This is a genomic window from Mesorhizobium sp. CA15 (assembly GCF_020165215.1).
Taxonomy (GTDB): Bacteria; Pseudomonadota; Alphaproteobacteria; order Rhizobiales; family Rhizobiaceae; genus Mesorhizobium.
Window position 1 is genome coordinate 239,824 of record NZ_JAIUHQ010000002.1, and the last position, 22,347, is coordinate 262,170.

General features: G+C 63.5%; 19 protein-coding genes. 6 read left to right on the forward strand and 13 right to left on the reverse strand.

Features of this window, described 5'->3' with window-relative positions; translation table 11 throughout:
- Positions 1 to 2: 2 nt before the first annotated feature.
- Both LB515_RS04590 and LB515_RS04595 read right to left on the reverse strand, forming a co-directional pair.
- The gene (locus LB515_RS04590; RefSeq protein ID WP_224600581.1) at positions 3 to 989 is read right to left on the reverse strand and encodes an aldo/keto reductase; all 987 of its coding nucleotides are present in this window, start codon (positions 987 to 989) and stop codon (positions 3 to 5) included.
- 261 nt (positions 990 to 1,250) lie between these two features.
- A complete protein-coding gene (locus LB515_RS04595; protein WP_095768598.1) occupies positions 1,251 to 2,000 on the reverse strand; it encodes a FadR/GntR family transcriptional regulator in 750 nt (249 codons plus the stop codon).
- A 77-nt stretch (positions 2,001 to 2,077) separates the two neighbouring features.
- Between LB515_RS04595 and LB515_RS04600 the strand changes: the two genes are divergently transcribed.
- Positions 2,078 to 3,067 carry an NAD(P)-dependent oxidoreductase gene (locus LB515_RS04600; RefSeq protein WP_224600580.1) on the forward strand — a complete coding sequence of 330 codons (990 nt, stop codon included), beginning with the start codon at positions 2,078 to 2,080 and terminating at the stop codon, positions 3,065 to 3,067.
- Positions 3,068 to 3,086: 19 nt separating this feature from the next.
- Here the strand turns inward: LB515_RS04600 and LB515_RS04605 are convergent, their stop codons facing one another.
- Together LB515_RS04605 and LB515_RS04610 are read right to left on the reverse strand one after the other, a co-directional pair.
- Positions 3,087 to 3,863 carry a FadR/GntR family transcriptional regulator gene (locus LB515_RS04605; RefSeq protein ID WP_224542975.1) on the reverse strand — a complete coding sequence of 259 codons (777 nt, stop codon included), beginning with the start codon at positions 3,861 to 3,863 and terminating at the stop codon, positions 3,087 to 3,089.
- Between the two features lie 3 nt (positions 3,864 to 3,866).
- The gene (locus LB515_RS04610; protein ID WP_224706889.1) at positions 3,867 to 5,309 is read right to left on the reverse strand and encodes an FAD-binding oxidoreductase; all 1,443 of its coding nucleotides are present in this window, start codon (positions 5,307 to 5,309) and stop codon (positions 3,867 to 3,869) included.
- Positions 5,310 to 5,473: 164 nt separating this feature from the next.
- Between LB515_RS04610 and gloA the strand changes: the two genes are divergently transcribed.
- Positions 5,474 to 5,887: a lactoylglutathione lyase gene (gloA, locus tag LB515_RS04615; protein ID WP_041004220.1), complete on the forward strand. Its 414-nt coding sequence runs from the start codon at positions 5,474 to 5,476 to the stop codon at positions 5,885 to 5,887.
- Between the two features lie 83 nt (positions 5,888 to 5,970).
- On the opposite strand, the gene LB515_RS04620 is transcribed toward gloA, so the two are convergent.
- The 3 genes from LB515_RS04620 to LB515_RS04630 are packed head-to-tail and all read right to left on the reverse strand — an operon-like array spanning position 5,971 to position 10,683.
- Positions 5,971 to 6,939: an ABC transporter permease gene (locus LB515_RS04620; protein ID WP_224706890.1), complete on the reverse strand. Its 969-nt coding sequence runs from the start codon at positions 6,937 to 6,939 to the stop codon at positions 5,971 to 5,973.
- Positions 6,940 to 6,943: 4 nt separating this feature from the next.
- Positions 6,944 to 8,446: a sugar ABC transporter ATP-binding protein gene (locus LB515_RS04625; RefSeq protein WP_095768592.1), complete on the reverse strand. Its 1,503-nt coding sequence runs from the start codon at positions 8,444 to 8,446 to the stop codon at positions 6,944 to 6,946.
- A gap of 5 nt (positions 8,447 to 8,451) precedes the next feature.
- A complete protein-coding gene (locus LB515_RS04630) occupies positions 8,452 to 10,683 on the reverse strand; it encodes a substrate-binding domain-containing protein (RefSeq protein WP_224706891.1) in 2,232 nt (743 codons plus the stop codon).
- 207 nt (positions 10,684 to 10,890) lie between these two features.
- Here LB515_RS04630 and LB515_RS04635 point away from each other — a divergent pair, with 207 nt between their 5' ends.
- Entirely contained in the window at positions 10,891 to 12,483 is a 1,593-nt protein-coding gene (locus LB515_RS04635) for a GMC family oxidoreductase (RefSeq protein WP_224706892.1), read from the forward strand.
- Positions 12,484 to 12,521: 38 nt separating this feature from the next.
- Here LB515_RS04635 and LB515_RS04640 read toward each other — a convergent pair whose 3' ends face one another.
- The 5 genes from LB515_RS04640 to LB515_RS04660 form a co-directional block, all read right to left on the reverse strand.
- Complete coding sequence (locus LB515_RS04640; protein ID WP_224542979.1) at positions 12,522 to 13,577, reverse strand: ABC transporter ATP-binding protein; 1,056 nt, start codon at positions 13,575 to 13,577, stop codon at positions 12,522 to 12,524.
- A 26-nt stretch (positions 13,578 to 13,603) separates the two neighbouring features.
- Entirely contained in the window at positions 13,604 to 14,359 is a 756-nt protein-coding gene (locus tag LB515_RS04645; protein WP_224706893.1) for a ribonuclease activity regulator RraA, read from the reverse strand.
- 104 nt (positions 14,360 to 14,463) lie between these two features.
- Entirely contained in the window at positions 14,464 to 15,342 is an 879-nt protein-coding gene (locus LB515_RS04650) for a carbohydrate ABC transporter permease (protein WP_140839207.1), read from the reverse strand.
- A complete protein-coding gene (locus LB515_RS04655) occupies positions 15,339 to 16,262 on the reverse strand; it encodes a carbohydrate ABC transporter permease (RefSeq protein WP_224523131.1) in 924 nt (307 codons plus the stop codon). Before LB515_RS04655 ends, LB515_RS04650 begins: the two co-directional genes overlap by 4 nt.
- Positions 16,263 to 16,264: 2 nt before the next feature.
- Complete coding sequence (locus tag LB515_RS04660; RefSeq protein ID WP_224706894.1) at positions 16,265 to 17,545, reverse strand: ABC transporter substrate-binding protein; 1,281 nt, start codon at positions 17,543 to 17,545, stop codon at positions 16,265 to 16,267.
- 344 nt (positions 17,546 to 17,889) lie between these two features.
- Between LB515_RS04660 and LB515_RS04665 the strand changes: the two genes are divergently transcribed.
- The gene (locus LB515_RS04665; RefSeq protein WP_224523134.1) at positions 17,890 to 18,585 is read left to right on the forward strand and encodes a FadR/GntR family transcriptional regulator; all 696 of its coding nucleotides are present in this window, start codon (positions 17,890 to 17,892) and stop codon (positions 18,583 to 18,585) included.
- A gap of 77 nt (positions 18,586 to 18,662) precedes the next feature.
- Here the strand turns inward: LB515_RS04665 and LB515_RS04670 are convergent, their stop codons facing one another.
- Positions 18,663 to 19,649, reverse strand: coding sequence for an aldo/keto reductase (locus LB515_RS04670; RefSeq protein WP_224706895.1), 987 nt, complete (start codon positions 19,647 to 19,649; stop codon positions 18,663 to 18,665).
- A 293-nt stretch (positions 19,650 to 19,942) separates the two neighbouring features.
- Here LB515_RS04670 and LB515_RS04675 point away from each other — a divergent pair, with 293 nt between their 5' ends.
- Positions 19,943 to 21,100: a mandelate racemase/muconate lactonizing enzyme family protein gene (locus tag LB515_RS04675; protein ID WP_224523138.1), complete on the forward strand. Its 1,158-nt coding sequence runs from the start codon at positions 19,943 to 19,945 to the stop codon at positions 21,098 to 21,100.
- A 73-nt stretch (positions 21,101 to 21,173) separates the two neighbouring features.
- Positions 21,174 to 22,058 (forward strand): NAD-dependent epimerase/dehydratase family protein, encoded by an 885-nt coding sequence (locus LB515_RS04680; RefSeq protein WP_224523139.1) that lies wholly within the window; start codon positions 21,174 to 21,176, stop codon positions 22,056 to 22,058.
- Positions 22,059 to 22,347: the final 289 nt, after the last annotated feature.

A 22,347-nucleotide genomic window follows, 5' to 3' on the forward strand; every position in this document is an offset into this window, starting at 1 on the left:
GCTCACCAGCGCTGGTGGACGGAGGCCTTGATGCGCCGCTCATAGATGTCGGCGATGCGCTCCATCAATTGCGGCGACAACGCCGGCAGGTCGGACGCGGCGGCGTTCTCTTGCGCCTGCCTGACCGATTTGGCGCCCGGAATGGTGACCGTCACCGCCGGGTTCATCAGGATCCAGCGCAGCGCCCATTGCGCCATGGTGGCGCCTGGCGGCAGCAGCGCCCGCAATTCCTCGACCGCTTGCAGGCCTTCCTCGTAATTCACGCCGGCGAATGTCTCGCCGACGTCGAAGGCCTCGCCCTTCCGGTTGTAGCTGCGGTGGTCCTTGGCGCTGAAGCTGGAATCGCTCTTGAACTTGCCGGACAGGAGCCCGCTGGCCAGCGGCACCCTGACGATGATGGCAACGTCCTTCTGGCGCGCCATGTCGAAGAACAGTTCCGCGGGCCGCTGCCGGAAAATGTTGTAGATGATCTGGACGCTGACGACGCCGGGGTATTGCAGCGCCTTGATGCCTTCCTCGACCTTCTCGACACTGACGCCGTAGTGACGGATCTTGCCTTCCTCGACCAGCTTCTCCAGCGCATCGAAGGTCTCGGGCTGATAGAAGACTTCTGTCATCGGACAATGGAGCTGCACCAGGTCCAGCACGTCGACCTCGAGATAGCGCAGGCTGCGCTCGACGAAGCTGGTCAGGTTCTGGCGGTTGTAGCCTGAGGCGACATGCGGGTTCAGCCGCTTGCCGGCCTTGGTGGCGACCATCGGCCTCGCGCCGCCCCGCCCCTTCAGCGTCTTGGCGATCAGCTTTTCCGCCCGGCCGTCGCCATAGACATCGGCCGTGTCGATCATCGTCACGCCTGAATCGAGCGCCGCATTAAGCGCCGCGATGGCGTCCTTCTCCTCGACGTCGCCCCAATCGGCCCCGATCGCCCAACTGCCGAAGCCGATTTCCGACACTTGCCAGCCGGTGCGGCCAAATCGCCTTTGATGCATAGAAACCACTCCTGAAAAACCGCGTCCTCTTGACGGGTCATCCCCGCAGGAATATCAGATCGAATGGTTGTATGACAACCCTGTAAGCATGCAAAAGGTGATGACCGAAATGCTGGTTTTGGATCTACCGGCGGGCTGGAGGACGACGGAATGTTCCTGGCATGGGCGCATAATGCCAATCACGGCCGGCCGCACTTTGAAAGCCGCGTCGTAGCTGCCTCTCGCGAAGCGCCATGCGCCGCTCGGGCGACCTCGCCCGATCTACTTCAGATGTGCGGTTCCGTCTCGGAGCTGCTCGAAGCGCTTGTAGGAACGGGAAAGATGCAGCCGCATCGCGCGCTGCGCCGCCTTGGCGTCGCGTGCTGCGATGGCATCATGGATCGCCCGGTGCTCGCGCCGCGTCCGCTCGAAATGCCGCTCGCGCTCGTCGGGCTCCATCTGGTCGAATTGCGTCCATTGGCGGGGGATCATCGCAGTGCCGAACGTGTCGAAGAGCCGGCTGAAGTAGGCGTTGTGCGAGGCGAGCGAAATCGCCCGATGGAAAGCCGCATCCTCGGTCGCGGCGAGACCCGTTTCGGCGATCGCCCGGTCGATTGCGTCGAGCTGCTTAGCCATAAGCCCAAGGTCTTTGGCGGTGCGGCGCGTGGCCGCCAGCGCCGCCGCTTCCGCCTCGACGCCCATACGCAGCTCCAGCACCGCCAGGATCTCGTCGATCGATTCGACATCCGTCGGCACGATCGAAAAGGTTTTCGGCGGGGGCTCCTGGGCCACAAAGGCGCCGAGGCCCTGCCGTGTCGTGATCAGCCCCCGTGCGCGCAACGATGCCAGCGCCTCGCGAACCACCGTCCGGCTGACGCCCGTCGCGTTGACGATCTCCTGCTCGGTGGGAAGCCGCTGGCCAGGCGCAAGATCGCCGGCCTCGATCTGCGCGGCAAATTTCTCCACCAGTTCGCCCCTGAGATTGGGGGACTGGCGAATGGCGCCGAACATTGCTCCCTGGCGATCCGTCATCGGAAAACCGGCCTCTTAAATCGATTCTCAGGCCAAGGATCGCACCGCTTGGTTGCAACGGCAATCTTTCGTTTCCAATGCATGCCCCCCGGAAGTGCACAGCGGTTCCCGGACAACGACATGCATCAAAACAGAAATTCCAACAGCACTGGAAGACCAACATGAAGCAGAAAATCGGCTTTATCGGCCTGGGCGCGATGGGCTCGGGCATGGCTGCCAACCTTCTGGCTAAGGGCTGGCCGCTGACGGTCTGGGCGCACCGAAACCAGGATGCGGCGCTGAAGCTGGTCAACGCCGGCGCCCGCCAGGCGGCGACACTACGCGCGCTCGCTGAAGGTTGCGACATTGTTTTGATCTGCGTTACCGGTTCGCCGCAGGTCGAGGCGGTCGTGAAAGGACCGGACGGGCTTGCAGCCTCCGGCAAGCCGCTATTGATAGTCGACTGCTCGACCTCTAACCCCTCCTCGACGATAGCGCTTGCCGCCGAACTCGCCGCCAATGGCGTGACGTTGATCGACGCGCCGTTGGCGCGCACGCCCAAGGAAGCCGCCGAAGGCAAGCTCGATGTCATGGTCGGCGGCGCGGCGGAAGCGGTCGCCCGCGCGCGACCAGTGCTCGAAGCCTTCGCCGCGCGAATTATCCACACCGGCCCGACCGGCAGCGGCCACACCATGAAGCTGCTCAACAATTTCGTCTCTATGGGTTATTCGGCGATCTATTCCGAAGCGCTGACGCTGGGAGCAAAGGCCGGGCTGACGCCGCAGGTCTTCAACAGCGTCATTTCCGGCAGCCGCATGGACTGCGGCTTTTACCAGGCCTTCTTCGACTTCGTGCTCAACCGCAACGAGAACGCCCAGCGCTTCGCCATCGCCAATGCGCTGAAGGACATGACCTATCTCGCCTCCTTCGCCCAGGCCGCCGGTATTGCCAACCCGGTCGGCGCCGTGGTCCGCAACGGTTTTGCCACGGCGGTCGCTACGGGGCACGGAGAAAAATTCGTGCCGGCGCTGTCGGATATTGTTGCTGAGCTCAACGGCGTTTCATTGATTGAGGCTGCGGCCGAGTGAGGGAGGTGGCTGCGCGGCCCTACCCTGCCCGCCCGCGCACGGCCTTTCGCAACCTCGAATGCCGTGTCGGCGACGCGGCCTCAGCGTCGCCGCCAGGCAGTCCGACGCGTGAGGCCGCCCCCGCGAGATGCCGCGTCATGGCGGCGCTCGCGCCCTTCGCGTCGCCGGCCTTGATCGCCGCCAGGATGCGCTCGTGCTCGCCCAGGGTCGTGCGCGCCATGTCGTCGGACTTCTGCTGGTTGCCGGCGGCAAGGATGCTCTCACGCACCCGTTCCGAGACGAAGACGAGGAACTGGCCCATATAGGGGTTCTGGGTCGCCTCGGCGACGGCGCGGTGGAAACCGAGATCGTTCTTCAGCCAGGCGACGCTGCCATAAGGCGCGGCGCGCATCCCATCGAGCGCCTGTTCCATCGCCTCGATGTCGGCGTCGGAGCGGCGGGTCGCGGCCAGCGCGGCGATCTGCACTTCCAACATGCCGCGCAGCTCGAAAAGATTGCGAAAGGAATCCGCCCGCTGCAAGGTCTCATAGTCGATCGTCAGCACCGTCGCGTTGGTAGCGTCGGCAACGAAGGCGCCCCTGCCCTGCTGCGACCAGATGCGGCCTTCGGAGCGCAGCCTTGCGATCGCCTCGCGCACCACGTTGCGGCTGACCCCGAACGTGGTCGCCAGTGCCTGTTCGGTCGGCAGCTGATCGCCGGGTTTGAGGCGTCCTTGCGCGATCTCGCGCGAGATGGAACTCGCAACGAGCGTGGAGAGGTGCGGACCGCGATTGACCTTGTCGAGCTTCAGCGTCATCGCTCACCTATAGTCGAGCGCGGATGCGGACGCCAGAATGCGGCCGTTGCTCAATATATGGTGCGGATCGAAAGCATCCTTGATGCCTGCGGCGAGATCGAGCGTCACCGGATCGATGCGGTCGAGGAAGGCCCGCTGCTTGACCCGGCCGATGCCGTGCTCGGCGCTGATCGAGCCGCCATAGCGGTCGACGACGGCGAAAATCTCCGCTTCCGCCTCCTCGAACAGATGCTCGATCTCCTCGGCCCCCATGCCCTCCGGCGGCACGACGTTGAGATGGATGTTGCCGTCGCCGACATGGCCGTAGGTGACGGGCAGCGCGTCGGGCCTCGCCCGTCCAAGTTCGGTGAGCGCGTCGGCGACAAAATCGGCAAGCTTGGAGATCGGCACCGAGACATCGGTGCGCAGATAGCGGCCGCCGCGGCCCTGCCGCTCGACCATGATCTCGCGGTAAAGCCACAGGCGCTCGGCCTGCGCCCGGGTCGATGCCACAATGCCGTCCTCGACAAGATCCTCGACGCCGGCGAGAAAACTCAAAAGCATATCCTTGAGGTCGATCAGCCCACCGGACGAAACCTCGATCAGCACATAGGCGGGATAAGGCTTGCCGAGCGGATCGGGGAAATCCTTGCCCTCGCGCATGGTGATCTCGATACCGCCGCGCAGGATCAACTCGAAGGCGGTTAGCAAGTCGCTACAACCGCGCCGCGCCCGCGCATAGAGCGCCATTGCATCCTCGACGGAGCGTAGGCCGACAAGCGCCGTTTCGATCTGCGTCGGCTTGGGGAAGAGTTTCAGCGCCGCCGCGGTGACGATGCCGAGCGTGCCTTCCGAGCCGATGAAGACCTGCTTCAAATCGTAGCCGCGATTGTCCTTGCGCAGCACCTTAAGCCCGTTCCAGATCCGGCCGTCGGCCAGCACGACTTCGAGGCCAAGCACCAGGTCGCGCGTCATGCCGTAGCGCAGCACGTTGAAGCCGCCGGCATTGGTGGCGACATTGCCGCCGATGCGGCAGCTGCCTTGCGCTCCAAAGGTGATCGGCAGGATGCAGTCGCTCTCCTCCGCCGCGCGCTTGGCGTCCTCGAGGATGCAGCCGGCCTCGACCACCATGGCGAAGTCGATCGGACTGATCGAGCGGATCCTGTTCATGCGCTCCAGCGAGACGACGACCTCATTGCCGTCAGCCGCCACCGCCGCGCCGACAAGGCCGGTCAGCCCGCCTTGCGGCACGACGGGGATGCGCTCGGCATGACAGTGCCGCATCAGCGCCGACATTTCTTCCACCGAGCTGGGCCGCGCCACCGCCAGCGGGCGGCCGACATGGTCGCCCGACCAGTCGCGGCTGTAGCGGACAAGGTCCTCTGCCTCTGTCAGTAGCCCGCCATCCGACAGCACGCCGGTGAGGGCGGCGATCAGCGATGCGGAATTGGGCGGCACGGCATTCATGAACTGAACCTGGACCCTTCCGGAAAACGACTGGACAACCACCAATCTTGTCGTGTTATCATACAACCCTGATTGAGAACATCAAGCGATAGCATGCTTCTTCCCGAAGCCGCTTGATGTGGATGGTCAGACCGGCAAATCACTGAATTCGGAGGACTTTCCCAATGAGCGACGCCCCCGGCTTTCGCTATATGCACACCATGATCAGGGTGCTCGACCTCGACAAGTCGATCGCCTTCTACACCGAGGTGCTCGGCATGACCTTGCTGCGCCGCGACGATTATCCCGGCGGCAAGTTCACCAATGCCTTTGTCGGCTATGGACCCGAGGACAAGGAAGCCGTCGTTGAGCTGACGCTGAACTGGGGCCGCGAGGAACCCTATGAGATCGGCACCGGCTTTGGCCATCTGGCGCTCGGCGTCAACGATATCTACGCCGTCTGCGCCGAGCTCGAGAAGCGCGGTGCCAAGATCCCGCGCAAGCCCGGACCGATGCAGCACGGCACCACTCACATCGCCTTCGTCGAGGATCCCGACGGCTACAAGATCGAGCTGATCGGCCTCGACACGATGCAGTAATTCTGCAGCGGACCGCACCGGCTCGCCGCCGATGCGGTCCCACTGCGTCCGCGTCTGCTTGGGAGGCGGTGCGGATCGGTTCGTCACTTGATGACCGCGATCTTGCTGCGGTCGATGGTTATGGCAACGGCGACGATCAGCACCGCGCCGAACACCATATTTTCCAGGAAGATGTTGACGCCGACGAAGGTCATGCCGATGCGCACGATCGAGATGATCAGCGCGCCGACCGCGGTGCGCGCCACGCCGCCCAGTCCGCCGGTGATGGCCGTGCCGCCGACGATGACGGCGGCGATGGCGGGGAGCAGCAGCTGGTTGGCGAGCACCGGCGAGCCGCTGGACAGCCTGGCCGCCAGCACGACGCCGGCGATGGCCGCCAGAATGCCCGATGCGGCAAAGGCGATGATCTTGGTGCGGTCGACATTAATGCCGGCCGCCCACGCCGCCGGTTCGCCGGCCCCGACCGCGATCGCCTGGCGGCCGAAGCGGGTGTAACGCAGCGCGAGGAAGCTGACGATGCCGATCAGGGCCGAAATCAGCACCACCATCGGCAGGCCGAAAATCGTAGCGTTGATCCACGCCGTCTTTTCACGCCCGGCTTCCTCGATGGTGATGGCGCGGCCGTTGGAGACCCAGAGCGCCAGGCCCGTGACCACGCCGCCGGTAGCCAATGTCGCCACGAAGGACGGCACGCGCAGCTTGACGTGGACGATGCCGCTCAGCAGCCCGAAGGCGAGGCCAGACAGGATCGCCACCGGGAACGCGGCGAAGCCGAGCGAGGGCAGCAATTGCGCCAGCATCACACTCGCCAGCGAGGCGACCGCCTGGATCGACAGGTCGATGCCGCCGAGCAGGATGGCGAAGGTGACGCCGGTCGCCAGCATAAACAGCACGGCGGTGTTGGCAAAGAGCAGCGCCAGCGTCTCGCCGGTCAGGAAGCCGGGCGCGGCGATCTCGATGATCAGCAAAAGGGCGACAAGCAGCACCAGCGGGATGGCGCCTTGCGTCCACTTGCCCTCGAAGACCTGCTTGATGGAAAAACCTTCATTCATCGGCTTACACCATCGCTCGTAGCAACTCGACCTGATCCGGCTTGTTGCCGGGGCTAGCATCGAAGCGCGCGGTGATCTCGCCGTCGCGCATCACCAGAACCTGGTGCGACAGGCCGATCGTCTCCTCCAGCGTGTCGGAGATCAGAAGGATCGCCACGCCTTGGTCCGAGAGGTCGCGCACCAGCTCGTAAACCTCTTCCTTGGCGCCGACATCAAGCCCGCGCGTCGGGTGGTCGAGCACCAGGATGCGCGAGCCCGCCGTCATCCAGCGCGCCAGCACCACCTTCTGCTGGTTGCCGCCGCTGAGCTTGCGGCAGGCGGCGTCGGGTCCTGGCGCCTTGATGCTGAGCCGCTTGATCCAGTCAGCGGCAAGCCGCCGCTCCTTGCCGTAATCGATGGCCCCGTTGCGCATGACGCTCGAGAGATCCGCCAGCGAAATGTTCTCGGCGATCGACAGAAACATCACCAGGCCTTCCAGCCTGCGCTCGCGCGGCACATAGCCGATGCCCTTGCGCACTGCCGGCTCTGGCGAGCTGAAGCGAACCGTCTCGCCGGCGATCTTCATCTCGCCCGCATCATGTGGCAGGAAGCCGCCGACCGTACGGGTAACCTCCTCGCGTCCGGAGCCGACGACGCCGGCGATGCCGACGATCTCTCCGGCGCGGATCGAAAGGTCGACACCATGATAGAAGCCGCTGGCGCCCAGGCCCCTGGCCTCGACCATGATCTTATCGCCCGGCGGCTGCTGACGGGCCTCGCGATAATATTCGGCCTGCAGCCCGCGCCCGACCATGATCTCGTGCAGCTCCGGCGCGGTGACTTCCGCGGCGCGGTGTTCGGCAACGACCGCGCCGTCCTTCATCGTGTAGACGCGGTCGGAAATCGCCAGCACTTCGTCGAGGCGATGCGACACGAAGACGAAGCTGGCGCGGGATTTGAGCGAGCGCACCCGCGCGAACAGAACCTCGATATCGGCGGCGTTGAGCACCGACGTCGGCTCGTCGAGCAAGATGAGCAGCGGACGCTCGACCATCTCCTCCAGCGTCAGCGCCTTGGCGAGCTCGACCATCTGGCGCGCGGCGAAGGTCAGTTCGGAGGTGCGCGCGGTGACGTCGATGTCGACGCCGATCTTGGCCAGTTGCCGGCGCGCCGCAGCATTCATGGCGCGCCAGTTGACAAGACCGAAGCGGGTGAAGCGATCTTCTTCGCCGAGATAGATGTTTTCGGCGACGGTCAGGTTGAGCACCAGCGATTGTTCCTGGAACACCATGCCGATGCCGTTCCTGGCCGCGTCGCGGGCGTTGCGCAGCTTGAGCTGTTCGCCGTCGAGGGTGATCGTACCGCCATCCGGCCGATAGCCGCCGGCCAGCAGGCGCATCAGCGTCGACTTGCCGGCGCCGTTCTCGCCGATCAGTCCGACCACCTCGTTCGGCCGCACCTCTATGGAGACGTCGCGCAACGCCTGGACGCCGGGGAAATTCTTGATGATGCCGGTTGCCTGCAGCATGGCGCTCACTTCACGATCTTCAGCCGAACGCGGTCGAGCGACAGCGCCACCGCCGCGATGATCATCAGGCCCTGCACCGTCTGCTGGATGTAAGGCGAGATGCCGAGCAGGATCATGCCATTGGCCAAAACGGTGACGATCAGCACACCGATCAGCGTATTGACGACGCCACCCTCGCCCCCGGTCAGCGCCGTGCCGCCGACGACGACGGCCGTGACCGCCGCGAACAGCCTGCCGTCGCCGATGACGGCGTGCGACTGGCCGAGCTGAGCCGCGGCAAGCACACCGGCAATGCCGAAGAAGAAGCCGGCCAGCGCGAACGCCGCTATGCGCACGCGCGTGACGTTGACGCCGGAGAGCCTGGTCACGTCCTCGTCGCCGCCGATCGCCAATATGTGGCGGCCGAGCCTGGTGTGATACTGGATGACCGCTGCAAGCGCGAACGCGCCGAGCGCGACCCAGACCGCCAGCGGCAGGCCGAGGAAACGGTGCAAGGCGAGATTGCGGATCGAGGCGTCGTTCAGTCGTATGGCCGAGCCGCCCAGCATATAGACCGACAGGCCAAGTCCGATGAACCACATGCCGAGCGTCGCCATGAAGGACGGGATGCGCAGCATCGTCTGGACGAGACCGCTGATGAGGCCCATGACCGTGCCGGCGGTGATCGCCGCCAGAACTGCCCACCAACCATAATCGTTGCCGTTGCTGTCATTGGCGGCGAGCAGCACCACCACCATCGCCGCCACCGACAGGGTACCCTCGACCGAAAGGTCGATGCTGCCCATCACGATAATGAAGGTCAGCCCCATCGCCAGCGTCAGCGGAACTGCGGCGGAGTTGGCGAGCCGCACCAAGTTGCGCAGCTCGATGAAATTGGGATTCGCAATGGTGATCAGCACGCACAGCACGACCAGCACCGCCAACGGCGCGAGCCTGCGCCAGCGCCTGCCGCCGAGCATAGTGGCGATGCGGCCGGGGAGGAATGTCATAAGCGTTGTCCGCTCGATGTCCAAAACGGACTTCAGGGGTTCTGTATCGATTGTCAACAAACCGCTTCCCGTCTGCTGGTGACAGGCGTCGTGGCCGCGGGCGCAAGACGCCGGCAAAAAGGGGCGGGCCGCTGCCAGGGAGAAGCCGGCCCGCCCCAAACGGGTCAGGCCCGGATCGCTCCGGTCACCCGGCCCCCAGAGATCGTTCCAGTCAATCTCGGGCTTCGACTCGACATTGGTCTTGTAATATTCCTCAACATTGTCGTGCGAGATCAGCACCGCCTTGCCGTAGAATTCGCGGTGTTCCGGCGGCTCCCTGGCCGGGTCGAACTTGCCTATCTTGGCGTTGTAGCCGATAGCCAGCCCCATGCCGCCCTGCCAGAACGGATCCGAGGTGATCGTGCAGGCGAACTCGCCGGTGCGCACCGCGTCGACCGCCGTCTTGATGCCGTCGACACCGACGATCGGCACCTTGCCGGCGAGGTTTTCGGCGCGCAGCGCTTCGAGCGCACCGGAGCCCATGTCGTCATTGGCGGCCCAGATGCCCTTGATGTCGTCACCGAAACGGGTCAGCAGATTGCCCATCAGGTCGAAGGCCTCGGTGGATTTCCAGTTTGCGACCTGGAAGTCGAGCAGCTTGATGTCGGGGTTCGCGGCGAGCGCAGCATCGAGGCCCTTCTTGCGTTCAATCGCTGCTGTAGTCGAGATCAGGCCGCCGAGCGCGACGATGCCGCCCTTGCCGCCGATGGCCTTGAACAGAATCTCGGCGATGGTCTTGCCGCTGGCGATGCCGTCGAACTCGATATGCGAGACATAGTTCGGGTTGAAGTCCTTGGGGTGCAGGTCGGCAGGCTTGTTCCACTGCGTCACGACATAGGCGCCGGCCTTGGCGCATGCTTCGACGATCGGGCGCGCGTCGGGCGTGTCGTTGGGATCGGAGTTGAGCACCATGTTGCCGTTGGTCTTGGCCAGCATCGCTTTGATATCGGCGATGCCCTTCTCGCTGTTGCCTTCCGAGACCAGCGTGACGTGCTCCAGCCCGGCCCATTTGGCATAAGCCTCGGCGCCGGTCTTCCACACCGCGTGATAGGGATTGGACAACGAGCGGATCGACGTCACCAGCGTCGGCTTGTCGGCCGCGCGCAACACATTCGGCATGGCCAGCGTCGCCGCCCCGGCGGCAGCGCCCAGCATCAGCGTCCGGCGGCTCACCCTGCCGGAAAAAACAAGACCATTGCTGTCCTTCATTTCGAACCTCCCGATTGAATTGTTTCCGCCCGGCTCGTGCGCAGGGAGCGCGGCCGGGTCCTCCGGAGACGGGCCGTCAGGTCCCTCTACTTGTACGACAACCCTTCAACACGGCAACCATACCCTTTCTCTTGACGTGGCACAAGCGACTTGAGATCGTCGCGCGTAAAAGCGCGAGGCCGGATTTGCCTCGGCAAGGGAGCGAGAATGGCGGACTATATCATCGTTGGCGGCGGCTCGGCCGGCTGCGTGCTTGCCGCGAGGCTGAGCGAGGATCCAGGCCTGTCCGTCGTCCTGCTCGAGGCCGGGCCGCCCGACACCGACCGATACATCCACATGCCGGTAGGCTTCTTCAAGATGACGTCCGGGCCGCTGATCTGGGGTTATGACGCCGCACCCGGCAAGGAGATCGACGGCCGCGTCATGGTCTACCCGCAGGCGCGCGTGCTCGGCGGCGGCTCCTCGATCAACGCCCAGGTGTTCACGCGCGGCTGCCCGCAGGACTATGACGATTGGGCGGCAGACTTCGGCTGCACAGGATGGAGCTACGCCGATGTGCTGCCCTATTTCGTTCGTTCCGAGGGCAACGACACTTTTGCCGGTTCCCAGCACGGCATCGACGGACCGCTCGGCGTTTCCAGCGGCACGCCGCACCCGCTGACCAGGATCTTCGTCAAGGCGGCGCAGCAGGCTGGCCTGCCCTTCCGCGCCGACTTCAATGCCGGCGAGCAGGAAGGCGCCGGCTTCTATCAGACGACGACGCGCAATGGCAGGCGCTCGAGCACCGCGGTCGCCTATCTGAAACCGGCGCTCGGCCGCGGGAACCTGACGCTGCGCACCGGCGCCACGGTCAGCCGCGTCGTCGTCGAGAAGGGTCGGGCCGTCGGCGTCGCGATCATCGCCAATGGTCGCGCCGAGTTGCTGCACGCCGAGCGCGAGGTGATCGTCACCGCCGGTGCCATCGGCTCGCCGAAACTCCTGATGCTGTCCGGCATCGGCCCTGCCGCGCATCTCGAAAAGCATGGCATCAAAGCTGTGCATGATCTCGCTGGGGTCGGCCAGAATCTACACGATCACATGGACGTGGACGTCGTCGCGGAACTCAACGGGCCGCACGGCATCGACCGCTACAAGAAGAAGCGTTGGCAGGCCGTCGCCGGCCTCGAATATGCGCTCTTCGGCAAAGGACCGGTTGCCTCCAACATCGTCGAAGCCGGCGGTTTCTGGTGGGGCGACCGCTCGGAAAAGACGCCAGATATCCAATTTCATTTCCTGCCCGGGGCCGGTGTCGAGGAAGGTATCGGCTCGGTCCCCGGCGGCAATGGCTGCACGTTGAATTCCTACCATGTGCGGCCGCGTTCGCGCGGCAGCGTCACTTTGCGCTCGGCAGATCTGCGCGATGCGCCGGTCATCGACCCCAGTCCCTTCGCCGAACGCTACGACGTCGAACGCGCCATCGACGGCATCGAGATCAGTCGCGAGATCCTCTCTCAGCCGGCCTTCGCCAAATACATCAGCCGCGAGCATTTGCCTGGAGCGGCGACGAAGGGCCGCGTGGCGCTCGAAGCCTTTGCCCGCCAGCATAGCCGCAGCGCCTACCATCCGGTCGGCACCTGCCGCATGGGCGGCGATGCCGACAGCGTCGTTGATCCGGAACTGCGCCTGCGCGGGCTGCAAGGCTTACGCGTCTGCGACAGCTCGGCGATGCCACGCATCGTATCATCGAACACCAACGCAGCGGTGATCATGATGGCCGAGAAGGCGGCGGATATGATCACCGGGAAGACACCAGCGGCATAGCTCACTCGAAGGGGGACAGTCCGGAAGGACAGGCTCCTTTAGTTTATCCTCCTGCCGCTCTCGGCGTCGAACAGATGTACCTTATGCATCATGATCTCCAGGTTCACCTCCTGATCCGGCTTGAAGGGCGGCCGGTCCCGGATCTCCGCCATCAGGTCGACGCCATCGGCGGTCAAGGTGATTTCCTGCGCTTCACCGGTCGGCTCGACAACCTGGACTCTCGCCTGTGCGTGGTTGCCTCCGACAGCGATGTGCTGAGGACGAATCCCGTAAACCACACCTTGCTTGTCCCCCACCCCTGCCACGTGAGGCAAGGGCAGGCGTAGGCCCTGCTCCGCGATGAATGCGCCACTCTGGATGCGGCCGTTGATGAGATTCATTTCCGGCGAGCCGATAAAGCCTGCGACGAACAGATTGGCCGGGTTGTCGTAGAGTTCGGAAGGGGTGCCGATCTGTTCGATGCGGCCTTTGTTCAGCACCACGATGCGGTCGGCGAGCGTCATTGCTTCTGTCTGGTCATGGGTGACGTAGATGCTGGTTCGTCCCAGCCGTTGGTGCAGCTTCTTGATCTCGGCACGCATCTTCACGCGCAGCTTGGCATCGAGATTGCTGAGCGGCTCGTCGAACAAGAAGGCCGCAGGGTCGCGGACGATGGCGCGGCCCATGGCGACACGCTGGCGCTGGCCGCCGGACAGTTGACGCGGCATGCGCCCGAGCAGGTCCTGCAGACCGAGGATCTCGGCCGCTGCCTTCACTCTGGAAACGATCTCTTCCCGGGGAACCTTGGCCAGCCGCAGCGCGAAGCTCATATTGTCGGCCACGCTCATATGCGGATAGAGGGCATAGCTTTGGAACACCATGGCTATGTCGCGCGACTTGGCCGGCATCTCGTCGACGACGCGTCCGCCGATGCGGATCTCGCCAGTCGTATGCTCTTCGAGCCCCGCAATGATGCGCAGCAACGTTGACTTGCCGCAGCCCGACGGACCGACCAGGACCACGAACTCGCCGCTGGCGATCTCGATGTTGACGTCGCGCAGAACTTCCACCGCCCCGAAGCTCTTGCCGAGCTGTTCTATCTCGATTGCAGACACCTATTCTTCTCCCGTACCGGCACGGCTCATTTTCGTTGAGCCTGCCGCCATGCGCGGTATTCAGCCTCGCCCTCGGGGCTCAACGGGTAGTATTTCCGCAGGTCTCCTCCTTGCGCGAGCCGCAAGCGCGAAAACTCTTCCCACTCGATATGCGCGCCGGCGAGTTCGACCAGTTTGGGGGCAAGGCCGACCGGCACGACGACCACGCCATCGTCGTCGGCGACGATGATATCGCCCGGGATGACCAGCACGTTCGAGCAGGCGATCGGAACGTTGACGGCGAAGGGAACGATGTTGGTCTGGGCATGGAAATTCGGTGTGACGCCCCTCACCCAGATGCCGATGTCGAGCGCCGCCGCCTGGGCGGAATCGCGAATACAGCCGTCGATAACGACGCCGGCGCCGCCACGCCCGGCGAAATAGGTCAGCATCATCTCGCCGAAGATGCCGCTGCCCATGTCGCCACGGGCATCGACCACCACCATGTCGCCGGGCTGAGTGGGATAAAGCACGTGCCGGTGCAGTTGCCGCTCCGGCTCCTCGTATTCCGTCTCGTTGTACAGATCCTCGCGCTTCGGCATGCACTGGAGGGTCAGGGCCGGCCCCGCCGCTGTGCTGCCGAGCCTCAGCGGACGCGGCCCACGGATCTGCGGGTCGCGAATGCCCATCTTGTGGTAAAGCTCGCTGGCCAGTGTCGCCGAACCGATCGCCGCCAGCGCGTCGACCAGTTCTCGTGACGGCCGGGGAATGTCCGATATCACCGGTATCTGGTCAGCTTCCATTTCGTTTCCTCCAATGTGCGGTGAGTTCTAACCTCATCGATCGCACTCAGTTGCGTTCAACGCCCAGCGAAGCCGTCGAGAGCGTTGTGGCCCATGTCCGCTACTCAGCCGCGAACGGCGCCTGTCGTGAGCCCCTTGACCAGCAGCCCCTGGGCAAACCAGACGAACACCAAAGTCGGGATGACCATGAGCACGCCGGCAGCCGACATGGCGCCCCAGTCGATGCCGAACTGCGAGACGAAATTGGTGAGGCCGACCGGCAGCGTCTGCGCGGCCTTGCTCGAGGTCAGCGTTAGCGCGAGCAGCAGGTCGTTCCAGGTGAAGAGGAAGGTGATGACAGCGCTGGCGCCGATGCCCGGCGCAATCAGCGGCGCGACGATCTGGACCAGCGTGCGCACGGTGCCGGCGCCATCCGACTGGGCAGCCTCCTCGATCTCTTTCGGCACATCCTGGATGAAGCCCAGAAGCAGCCAAATGGCAACCGGCAGCTTGGCGGCCGTATGGCTGAGGATCAGCGCCCAGACAGTGTCGAGCAGGCCCATGGCGGCGAACACGGCGAAGAGCGGGATAGCAAGCGCGATGACCGGGATCATGCGCATGATCAAAAGCAGCCCGAAGATCAGCATGGCGCCCGGCATCCTGAAGCGCGACAGCGCATAGGCGCAGGGGATGGCCAGCAGATGGACAAGGATGACCGTCGCCACCGAGACGATGACGGTGTTCCAGACATAGCCCATCGTGTCGTACTGGGCGAAGACCGCGACATACTGCGTCAGCGTCGCTGTCTCGGGGATGATGTGCACCGGAACCGAGAAGATATCGGCCGAGCTTCGGATCGAGGTCAGGAACAGCCACACCAGCGGAAAGACGGTGAGCGCGACTGTGACGACTAGCGCCAAATACTGACCGGCGATTCCCGCCGTGAACCGGCGGCGCCGGCGCTTTGGCATGGAACGTGCGCTGACGATGACAGCTTCGCTCATATCGCCCTCCGTTTCGCAATCAGCCACGGCACTCCGTAGAGCAGGGCGAGCACGAACAGCGACATGCCCAGCGCGATGTAGGAGACCGCCGCCGCGTGTCCGAAATCCACCGCCTGAAACGCCAGCAGGTAGGAATAGACCGTGAGCAGATTGGTGGCGCCGCCCGGGCCGCCCTGCGTCATCAGCCAGACGACGTCGAAGGTGCGGAAGGTGTCGATGATGCGCAGCATCAGCGCGATCATGATGACCGGGCGCATCAGCGGCAGAACGATGTGCCAGAAGCGCTGCCACGGCGTCGCGCCATCCACCGTGGCTGCCTCGAGCGGCTCCTGCGGCAGGGATTGCAGGCCGGCAAGGAACAGAAGCACCATCAGTGGCGTGTTCTGCCAGACGTCGGCGACGATCACCGAGACGAGTGCCCAGGTCGGGTGGTTGAGCCACGGAATGTCAGGCAGGTTGAACATGCGCAGCAGCGCGTCGACCAAGCCGTATTGGGTGTTGAACAGCCATCGGAAGTTCAGGCCGACGACGGCGGGCGCAATCATCGGGGGAACCAAAAGCAACGTGCGCGCAAGCCGCATGCCGCGCAATTTGCCGTTGACCAGCACGGCGATCGCCATGCCAGCCACCACTTCGATCGTGATGGAAACGACGCTGAAAATGGTCTGGTTTCGCAGCGCCTGGTTGAACTGGCGGCCAAAGAGCTCGTCGGTGTAGTTTCCCGTTCCGATGAATGGCGCCGAGCCGCTCAGATCCCAGCGGAAGAAGCTCATGACGAAGGAGTATCCGAGCGGATAGATCAGGATGGCCAGCATCACGAGAAGCGCCGGGCTGGCCAGGAGGTAACCTCTCTGCCAGGTGTAGGGCAGCGGCGAACGTCGCCGGCGCCCTGGCGCCCGGTGCTGTGCGACGGCCGCCATTATCAGTCGTAAGCTCCGGCCCGGCGCATGATCTCTTCCGCCTCCGTCGCCGCCTGATTGAGCGAGTCGGCGGGCGAAACCTGATCGGACAGGGCTTGCTCGATGGCCGAGAACATCAAGGTGCAGACCTTCGAGAACCCGGCGAGCTTGGGCCATTCCTTGCCGTTCGCGATCGTCGTCTCGAGCTGCTGCAGCCAAGTGGCCTGCGGACCCTTGGCCGCGGCGATCACTTCCTTGGCCAGGCTCCGGCTGCTCGGGAAGTTGGTGAACTGGTCGAACTGGAGCCGCTGGGCGTCGGTACTGACCGTGTATTTGATGAACTCGACGGCGGGTTCCTTGCGTTCGGATTGGCCGTTCAGCGCCATGGCATGCGAGATGGCGCATGAGATCGCCGCCTTGTCCCGCACATAGGGCGCTGTCGACCATTTACCGACGACGCGCGAGGTTTCCGGATTGGAAAGGGTGGCGAAGGCGCCCGGCCAATCGAAAGTGGCATAGACCGTGCCGGACGAGAATTCGGTCGAGTTCTCGTTCCATTGATAGCCAACCGCGTCGGGCGGCACGATTTTGTGCTTCTGGATCAGATCGCGATAGAAGGTGAGCGCCTTGATGCCGGCTTCGGAATTGAACGCCGGCTTGTTGGCCTGGTCGACCCAGTCGCCGCCTGCCTGCCAAAGCAGGTCGCTGAAGGTGCGCTGGGCGGGGTCCCCCTGCCCCGGCACGACAAGGCCATAGTGCCCGTTGCCAGTGAGTTTTAGCCCGACATCGACGAGTTCTTCCCAGGTTCCGGCCGGCTTCAGGCCCTTCTCTTGGTAGATGTCGCTGCGGTAATACTGAACGCGCGCATCCATGTTGCGCGGAATCGCCGCCAGATTTCCGGTCTTGGGATCGCGCAGGTATTTAACCGCGACGGGATAGAAGTCTGCCAGCTCGGAGTCGCTGAAATAGCTGTTCAGCGGCGCGAAATGATTGAAGTAGGAATCGATCTGCGCGGTGTGGGTGCTGTAGACATCGTACTGGCTCGACCGTGCCGCGCTCAACGTGACCACCTTTGCCGTCAGGGGCGTGAATTCCAGGAGGTCGTAGCGAACCTTGATGCCGGTCTTGGCGGTGAAGTCCTGGACGATCTTCTCCCAATATTTGGGATAGAGCGGGCCGCCCGTGATCAGCAATGCGGTGATCTCTTTAGCGTCTGCCCTGGCAACCCACGGCGCCGCAAGCGAGCCGGCCGTCACCGCCGCGCTCGCGGCAAGGAATTTGCGTCTCGATAAGGTTCCGGACATCACAATCTCCTCCTGGTTTGATGGATCGGTCCGTCCAGGGACGGCCGACGACTTTCGCCCTCGACAGTCCGCCGGCGTGCTCCTCCCGCGGCGAGACTGCCTGTATGGGTTCCCGGACGACGCCTGCGAGCCTCCGGGCGATCGGGCACTTGCGCTCCAACACGCCTCAGTTGCTAAGGCGTATCGATCTTGATCTCGGACAGCGGCAACAGGGCACGGCGACTGGACACCGCTCGATCCCTTTCCGCAGGCCGTGTTATAGGCTAGTGAGCGTTTTTATGAGATAAGTTGACTGCATATCTAGCTATCAGCCTATAAGCTTATCAGACAAGTGGATGTTAATGATGGACACCGTCGAGGTCAAGCTTCAAACTTTGCCCAAGCAGGTAGCTGGTGTGCTGGCGCGACGCATCGCCGCCAGCGGTGTCGCCGGCGCCCAGGGGCCCTCGGAACAGCAGATCCTTCAGGAGTTCGGGGTCTCGCGCGCGGTCGCGCGAGAGGCGCTGAAGATCCTGGCGTCGCTCGATATGATCGAGATCGCGCAGGGCCGGCGCGTGGTGCTGCGTCCAGCCGAGGAGTGGGACTATCTCAGCCCATTGCTCATCGACTGGCTGCCGCACGAGCAGATGCGCGAAATCCTGGCCGAAGCGCACGCCACGCGGATCATCATCGAACCGGCCATCGCCGCCATCGCGGCCAAGCATATGACCAAGGAAAACCTCGAGCGTCTTGGCACCTTGCTGGCGGCGATGTCGGCCAGCGAGGACAATCCGGATGCCTATCTGAAGCTCGATCTGGATTTCCACATGGAGATTTGCCGCGCGGCGCAGAACAGGATTCTCGACCGTTTCATGTATTCGTCCCGATGGTGGCAGATGGCAAGCAGGCGCATCAGCAATCAGATGCCCCATGCGCTTCCCTCCGCGACCGAAATGCACAGGGCAATCTACGAGGCGCTCGTGGCGCGCGATGAAAAGCGAGCCGAAGAAGCGATGCGCCGGCACCTCAAGAAAACCACCGCGGTCGGCTTGCCTCGGTGAAGAAGCAGCGCAGCCAGCATTTGCGCTGGCCGCGCCGCAGCGTGCCGGGAGGACACGGCGTGAATTGAGAGGGGCCCCTAGGCCCTCTTCGCTTGTTGTTCCTGGCGCTGGCGTGCGCGGAAACCGAACATGTCGCCCTTGTCCTTGATTTCCGCCCAGATCGGGGCCGTGATCCTGTCGATGGCGGCAATGTCCGCGTCGGAAATCGTCCAGCCGGCGCTCTCGACGTTTTCCTCCAGCTCCTTGACGGTGCGGGCGCCGACCAGCGGCGAGCTGACGCCCGGCCTGCTGGTGAGCCACTGGATCGCAAGCTGCGGAACCGTCTTGCCGTAGCGCGCCGCGATCGGCTTGAGGAGGTCGACGGCATTCACCGCCCGCTCATAGGTGCCCGGCTGGAACAGCACCGTTGTGCGCCGCTCATCGCCCTCGACGAATTTCGTGTCCGGTGACAGCGTGCCGGTGAGCAGTCCCTGAGCCAGGCCGCTGTATGGCATGACGCCGATATTGTGCTTGCGGCAATAAGGCAGCGTTTCGGCCTCAACCTCGCGCCAGAGCATGTTGTAGGGCGGCTGCAGCACGTCGATGACGCCATGCTGGCGGGCGCTGTCCATGTCGGCGGTGCTGAAATTCGAGACGCCGACCGCCTTGATCCGTCCTGACGCGCGCAGCCGCTCCATCATCTCCATGGTCGGGCCGATCGGAAACTCCGAGTTCGGCCAGTGGACGAAATAGACGTCGACATAATCTGTCTGCATGCGCTTCAGCGAACCGTCGAGCGCCGCCTCTATCGCGGCGGGTTCCAGATGATTGGGCGCGACCTTGGTCGCGATGACGGCCTTGTCGCGGCGGCCGGCCAGTGCCTCGCCGACGACTTCCTCGGCATGGCCGTGTCCATAGGCCTCGGCCGTATCGATTAGCGTGATGCCAAGCTCGAGCGCGCGTCGGATCACCCGGATCGATTCCTTATCGTCGGCCGCGCCCCAAAACGCGCCCGACATGCCCCAAGTCCCAAGTCCGATTTCCGATACCTTGACCGGCGACGATCCCAGCTGTCGCTGTTGCATCCTGTTCCTCCCGATTGGCGGCATATATGGGCCATGGCCCTGCCGTTACCAAATTTATACGCTTATATACTCGTCTAACAAGTGCATTCTCCGGGAATCGCAATTCGTCGCCAAAAACCGCAAATTCCCAAATAATTCAAGGTAAGGCGGGAGGTTCTGAAGCCGGCTGACGCAAAATCTCTCAAAGGGGGTTTACGCCTCATTCGGCAATCTTGTATGCTTATTAGACAAGTTGGCATTTAGCCAGAATTGTGTGCTGTAAAGTGCGACGCCATTACGGGGAGAAGGATCCGATGAAGATCGTGGATATCAAGACAGCGGTCGTCGCCTATCACGGCAAGGCGACGCTGATCCGGATCGATACGGACGCCGGTATCTCCGGTTATGGCGAAGCCAACCCCGATGCAGGTGCCGCCGCAATCGTGGGGCTGATTTCGGAACTGAAGTCGGAATTGATCGGCCAGGATCCGCGCAATGTCGAATATTGCTGGGACAAGATCCGCCGCGATCACGTGTTTTCCGGCGCGCAGGCCGGCGTCTTTCTCATCGCCCTCACCGGGCTCGAAATGGCCCTGTGGGACGTGGCGGCGAAAGCCGCCGGCCAGCCGCTCTACCGCATGTTCGGCGGCAAGTTCCGCGACCGGATAAGGCTCTACGCGGATTGCGGCGACGGCGATGACGAATCGGGATCGCCGCAGGGCTGTGCGGCGCGCGCGCGCCGCATGGTTGAGGAGGGCTTCACCGCGCTCAAGTTCGACATCGACAATCTGCACCATCCAACGAAATTCGACCGGATGAACCACACCATCAACGGCGCGGAACTCCGCTTCATGGTGGAGCGTGTGGCGGCGGTGCGCGAAGCGGTCGGCCCCGACATCGATCTCTGCATCGATTTGCATGCGCGCTACGACGTGCTGAGCGCCAGCCGCATCGCCGCCGAGATGGAGCGCTTCAATCTTCTGTGGCTCGAAGAGCCGATCCCGGCGGAAAATGTCGAGGCTCTGAAGCAGATCAGAATGCGTACGAAAACGCCGATCTGCGTCGGTGAAAACCTCTATCTGCGCTGGGGCTTTCGCGAGCTGTTCCAGAATTACGGCGCCGACGTCGTCATGCCCGATGTGCCGAAATGCGGCGGCCTCGCCGAAAGCCGCAAGATCGCCAACCTCGCCGAGATGTACTACGTGCCCTTCGCGCCGCATCTTGTGTCGACGCCGCTGGGCACGATGGCGACATGCCATGTCTGCGCCAGCGTGCCGAACTTCCTGGTGCTGGAATGGCACGCGCTCGAGGAACGGGACGCGTGGGACAGCTATGTCCGCCTGCCGGACGGCGCAAGGTCCATCGTCGAGGACGGCCATATCGCGGTGTCCGACGTTCCCGGCATCGGCGTCGAGCTCGACATGGATGGTGTGTGCAAGCACGCGGTTCCTGGCTTCGGCATTTTTGAGTAGCGGATGATCGGATGAAGACTCTTCTGGCCGGGCGCTGCGCTGCTCGGCAAAAAGAGACCGTCAGGAGGAGGCCATGGGCAAGCGGATCGTTTTCACCGGCGGCAGCGGCAAGATCGGCCGCCACGTCATACCTTACCTTCTAAAGCGCGGGCATCATGTTCTCAACCTCGACCTGACGCCGTTGGACATGCCCGGGGTCGATACTGTTATTACCAACCTTGCGGATGCCGGCGAAGCCTACAATGCACTGACGCTGCATTTCGGGTTCAACGAATATTTCGGCGGCAAGGGCCGCCGGCCGGTCGATGCGGTGGTCCATTTCGCGGCGCTGCCGCGGATATTCCTGCGGCCGGACAACGCCATGTTCGCCGCCAATGTGCAGTCGACCTACAACGTGATCGAAGCCGCCACCAAGCTCGGTATCCGCAAGATCGTCACGGCTTCCAGCGAAACGGTCTATGGCGTCTGCTTTGCCGAAGGCGAACGCGACTTCTCATCGTTTCCGGTGGATGAGGACTACGACGTCGATCCGACCGACAGCTACGGCCTCTCCAAACTGCTCGGCGAAAAAATCGCACGATCTTTCGCCTCCCGCACGGGAGCCGACATTTATGCCCTGCGGATCGGTGGCGTCGTCGAGCCGAAGGACTATGCCCGCTTTCCGGAATTCCTGGCCGATCCCTCGAAGCGGCGGCGCGACGCCTGGACCTATATGGACGTGCGCGATCTCGGTCAGATCGTCGACCTGTGCGTCGAGAGGGACGGGTTGGGATTCCAGATATTCAACGCCGTCAACGACACCATCGTGTCTGAATTGCCGACGGCGGAGTTTCTCAGGAAGCATGTGCCCAACATACCGGTCACCCGCGCCATGGACGCATTTGAGGGACCGATCTCCAACCGGAAGCTGCGCGACGTCCTTGGGTTCCGGCAAGAGTATGACTGGCGGACACAGTGACCCGATCGTGCCCCACGGGCAGCGGCGACCGGCTTGATAGAGCCACTATATCCGGCCGATCTCTGACCAGCTCGTTCCAAGCGTCAGGCCGGTGACAAGCCACCCAGGCCGAATGCCGCGCCGTATCACAATCGGCAGAGCGTCAACATGATTTCTCTTCCGAGCTTACTAGCGATGAAGGTACCTCTCACCTCGGGCAAGGTCCGTCCGCGCGGTCAGTTCTTGTCGAGGTCGAGAGATTTACAGCGACTAAACCTGTAGGGACGTTTCAACCCCGGAAGTCAAAGGA

Coding starts and splice junctions, on each gene's coding strand:
- LB515_RS04590 (WP_224600581.1), bottom strand. CDS start 989: ATGCATCAAAGGCGATTTGGCCGCACCGGCTGGCAAGTGTCGGAAATC.
- LB515_RS04595 (WP_095768598.1), bottom strand. CDS start 2,000: ATGACGGATCGCCAGGGAGCAATGTTCGGCGCCATTCGCCAGTCCCCC.
- LB515_RS04600 (WP_224600580.1), top strand. CDS start 2,078: ATGCATGCCCCCCGGAAGTGCACAGCGGTTCCCGGACAACGACATGCA.
- LB515_RS04605 (WP_224542975.1), bottom strand. CDS start 3,863: ATGACGCTGAAGCTCGACAAGGTCAATCGCGGTCCGCACCTCTCCACG.
- LB515_RS04610 (WP_224706889.1), bottom strand. CDS start 5,309: ATGAATGCCGTGCCGCCCAATTCCGCATCGCTGATCGCCGCCCTCACC.
- gloA (WP_041004220.1), top strand. CDS start 5,474: ATGAGCGACGCCCCCGGCTTTCGCTATATGCACACCATGATCAGGGTG.
- LB515_RS04620 (WP_224706890.1), bottom strand. CDS start 6,939: ATGAATGAAGGTTTTTCCATCAAGCAGGTCTTCGAGGGCAAGTGGACG.
- LB515_RS04625 (WP_095768592.1), bottom strand. CDS start 8,446: ATGCTGCAGGCAACCGGCATCATCAAGAATTTCCCCGGCGTCCAGGCG.
- LB515_RS04630 (WP_224706891.1), bottom strand. CDS start 10,683: ATGAAGGACAGCAATGGTCTTGTTTTTTCCGGCAGGGTGAGCCGCCGG.
- LB515_RS04635 (WP_224706892.1), top strand. CDS start 10,891: ATGGCGGACTATATCATCGTTGGCGGCGGCTCGGCCGGCTGCGTGCTT.
- LB515_RS04645 (WP_224706893.1), bottom strand. CDS start 14,359: ATGGAAGCTGACCAGATACCGGTGATATCGGACATTCCCCGGCCGTCA.
- LB515_RS04650 (WP_140839207.1), bottom strand. CDS start 15,342: ATGAGCGAAGCTGTCATCGTCAGCGCACGTTCCATGCCAAAGCGCCGG.
- LB515_RS04655 (WP_224523131.1), bottom strand. CDS start 16,262: ATGGCGGCCGTCGCACAGCACCGGGCGCCAGGGCGCCGGCGACGTTCG.
- LB515_RS04660 (WP_224706894.1), bottom strand. CDS start 17,545: ATGTCCGGAACCTTATCGAGACGCAAATTCCTTGCCGCGAGCGCGGCG.
- LB515_RS04665 (WP_224523134.1), top strand. CDS start 17,890: ATGGACACCGTCGAGGTCAAGCTTCAAACTTTGCCCAAGCAGGTAGCT.
- LB515_RS04670 (WP_224706895.1), bottom strand. CDS start 19,649: ATGCAACAGCGACAGCTGGGATCGTCGCCGGTCAAGGTATCGGAAATC.
- LB515_RS04675 (WP_224523138.1), top strand. CDS start 19,943: ATGAAGATCGTGGATATCAAGACAGCGGTCGTCGCCTATCACGGCAAG.
- LB515_RS04680 (WP_224523139.1), top strand. CDS start 21,174: ATGGGCAAGCGGATCGTTTTCACCGGCGGCAGCGGCAAGATCGGCCGC.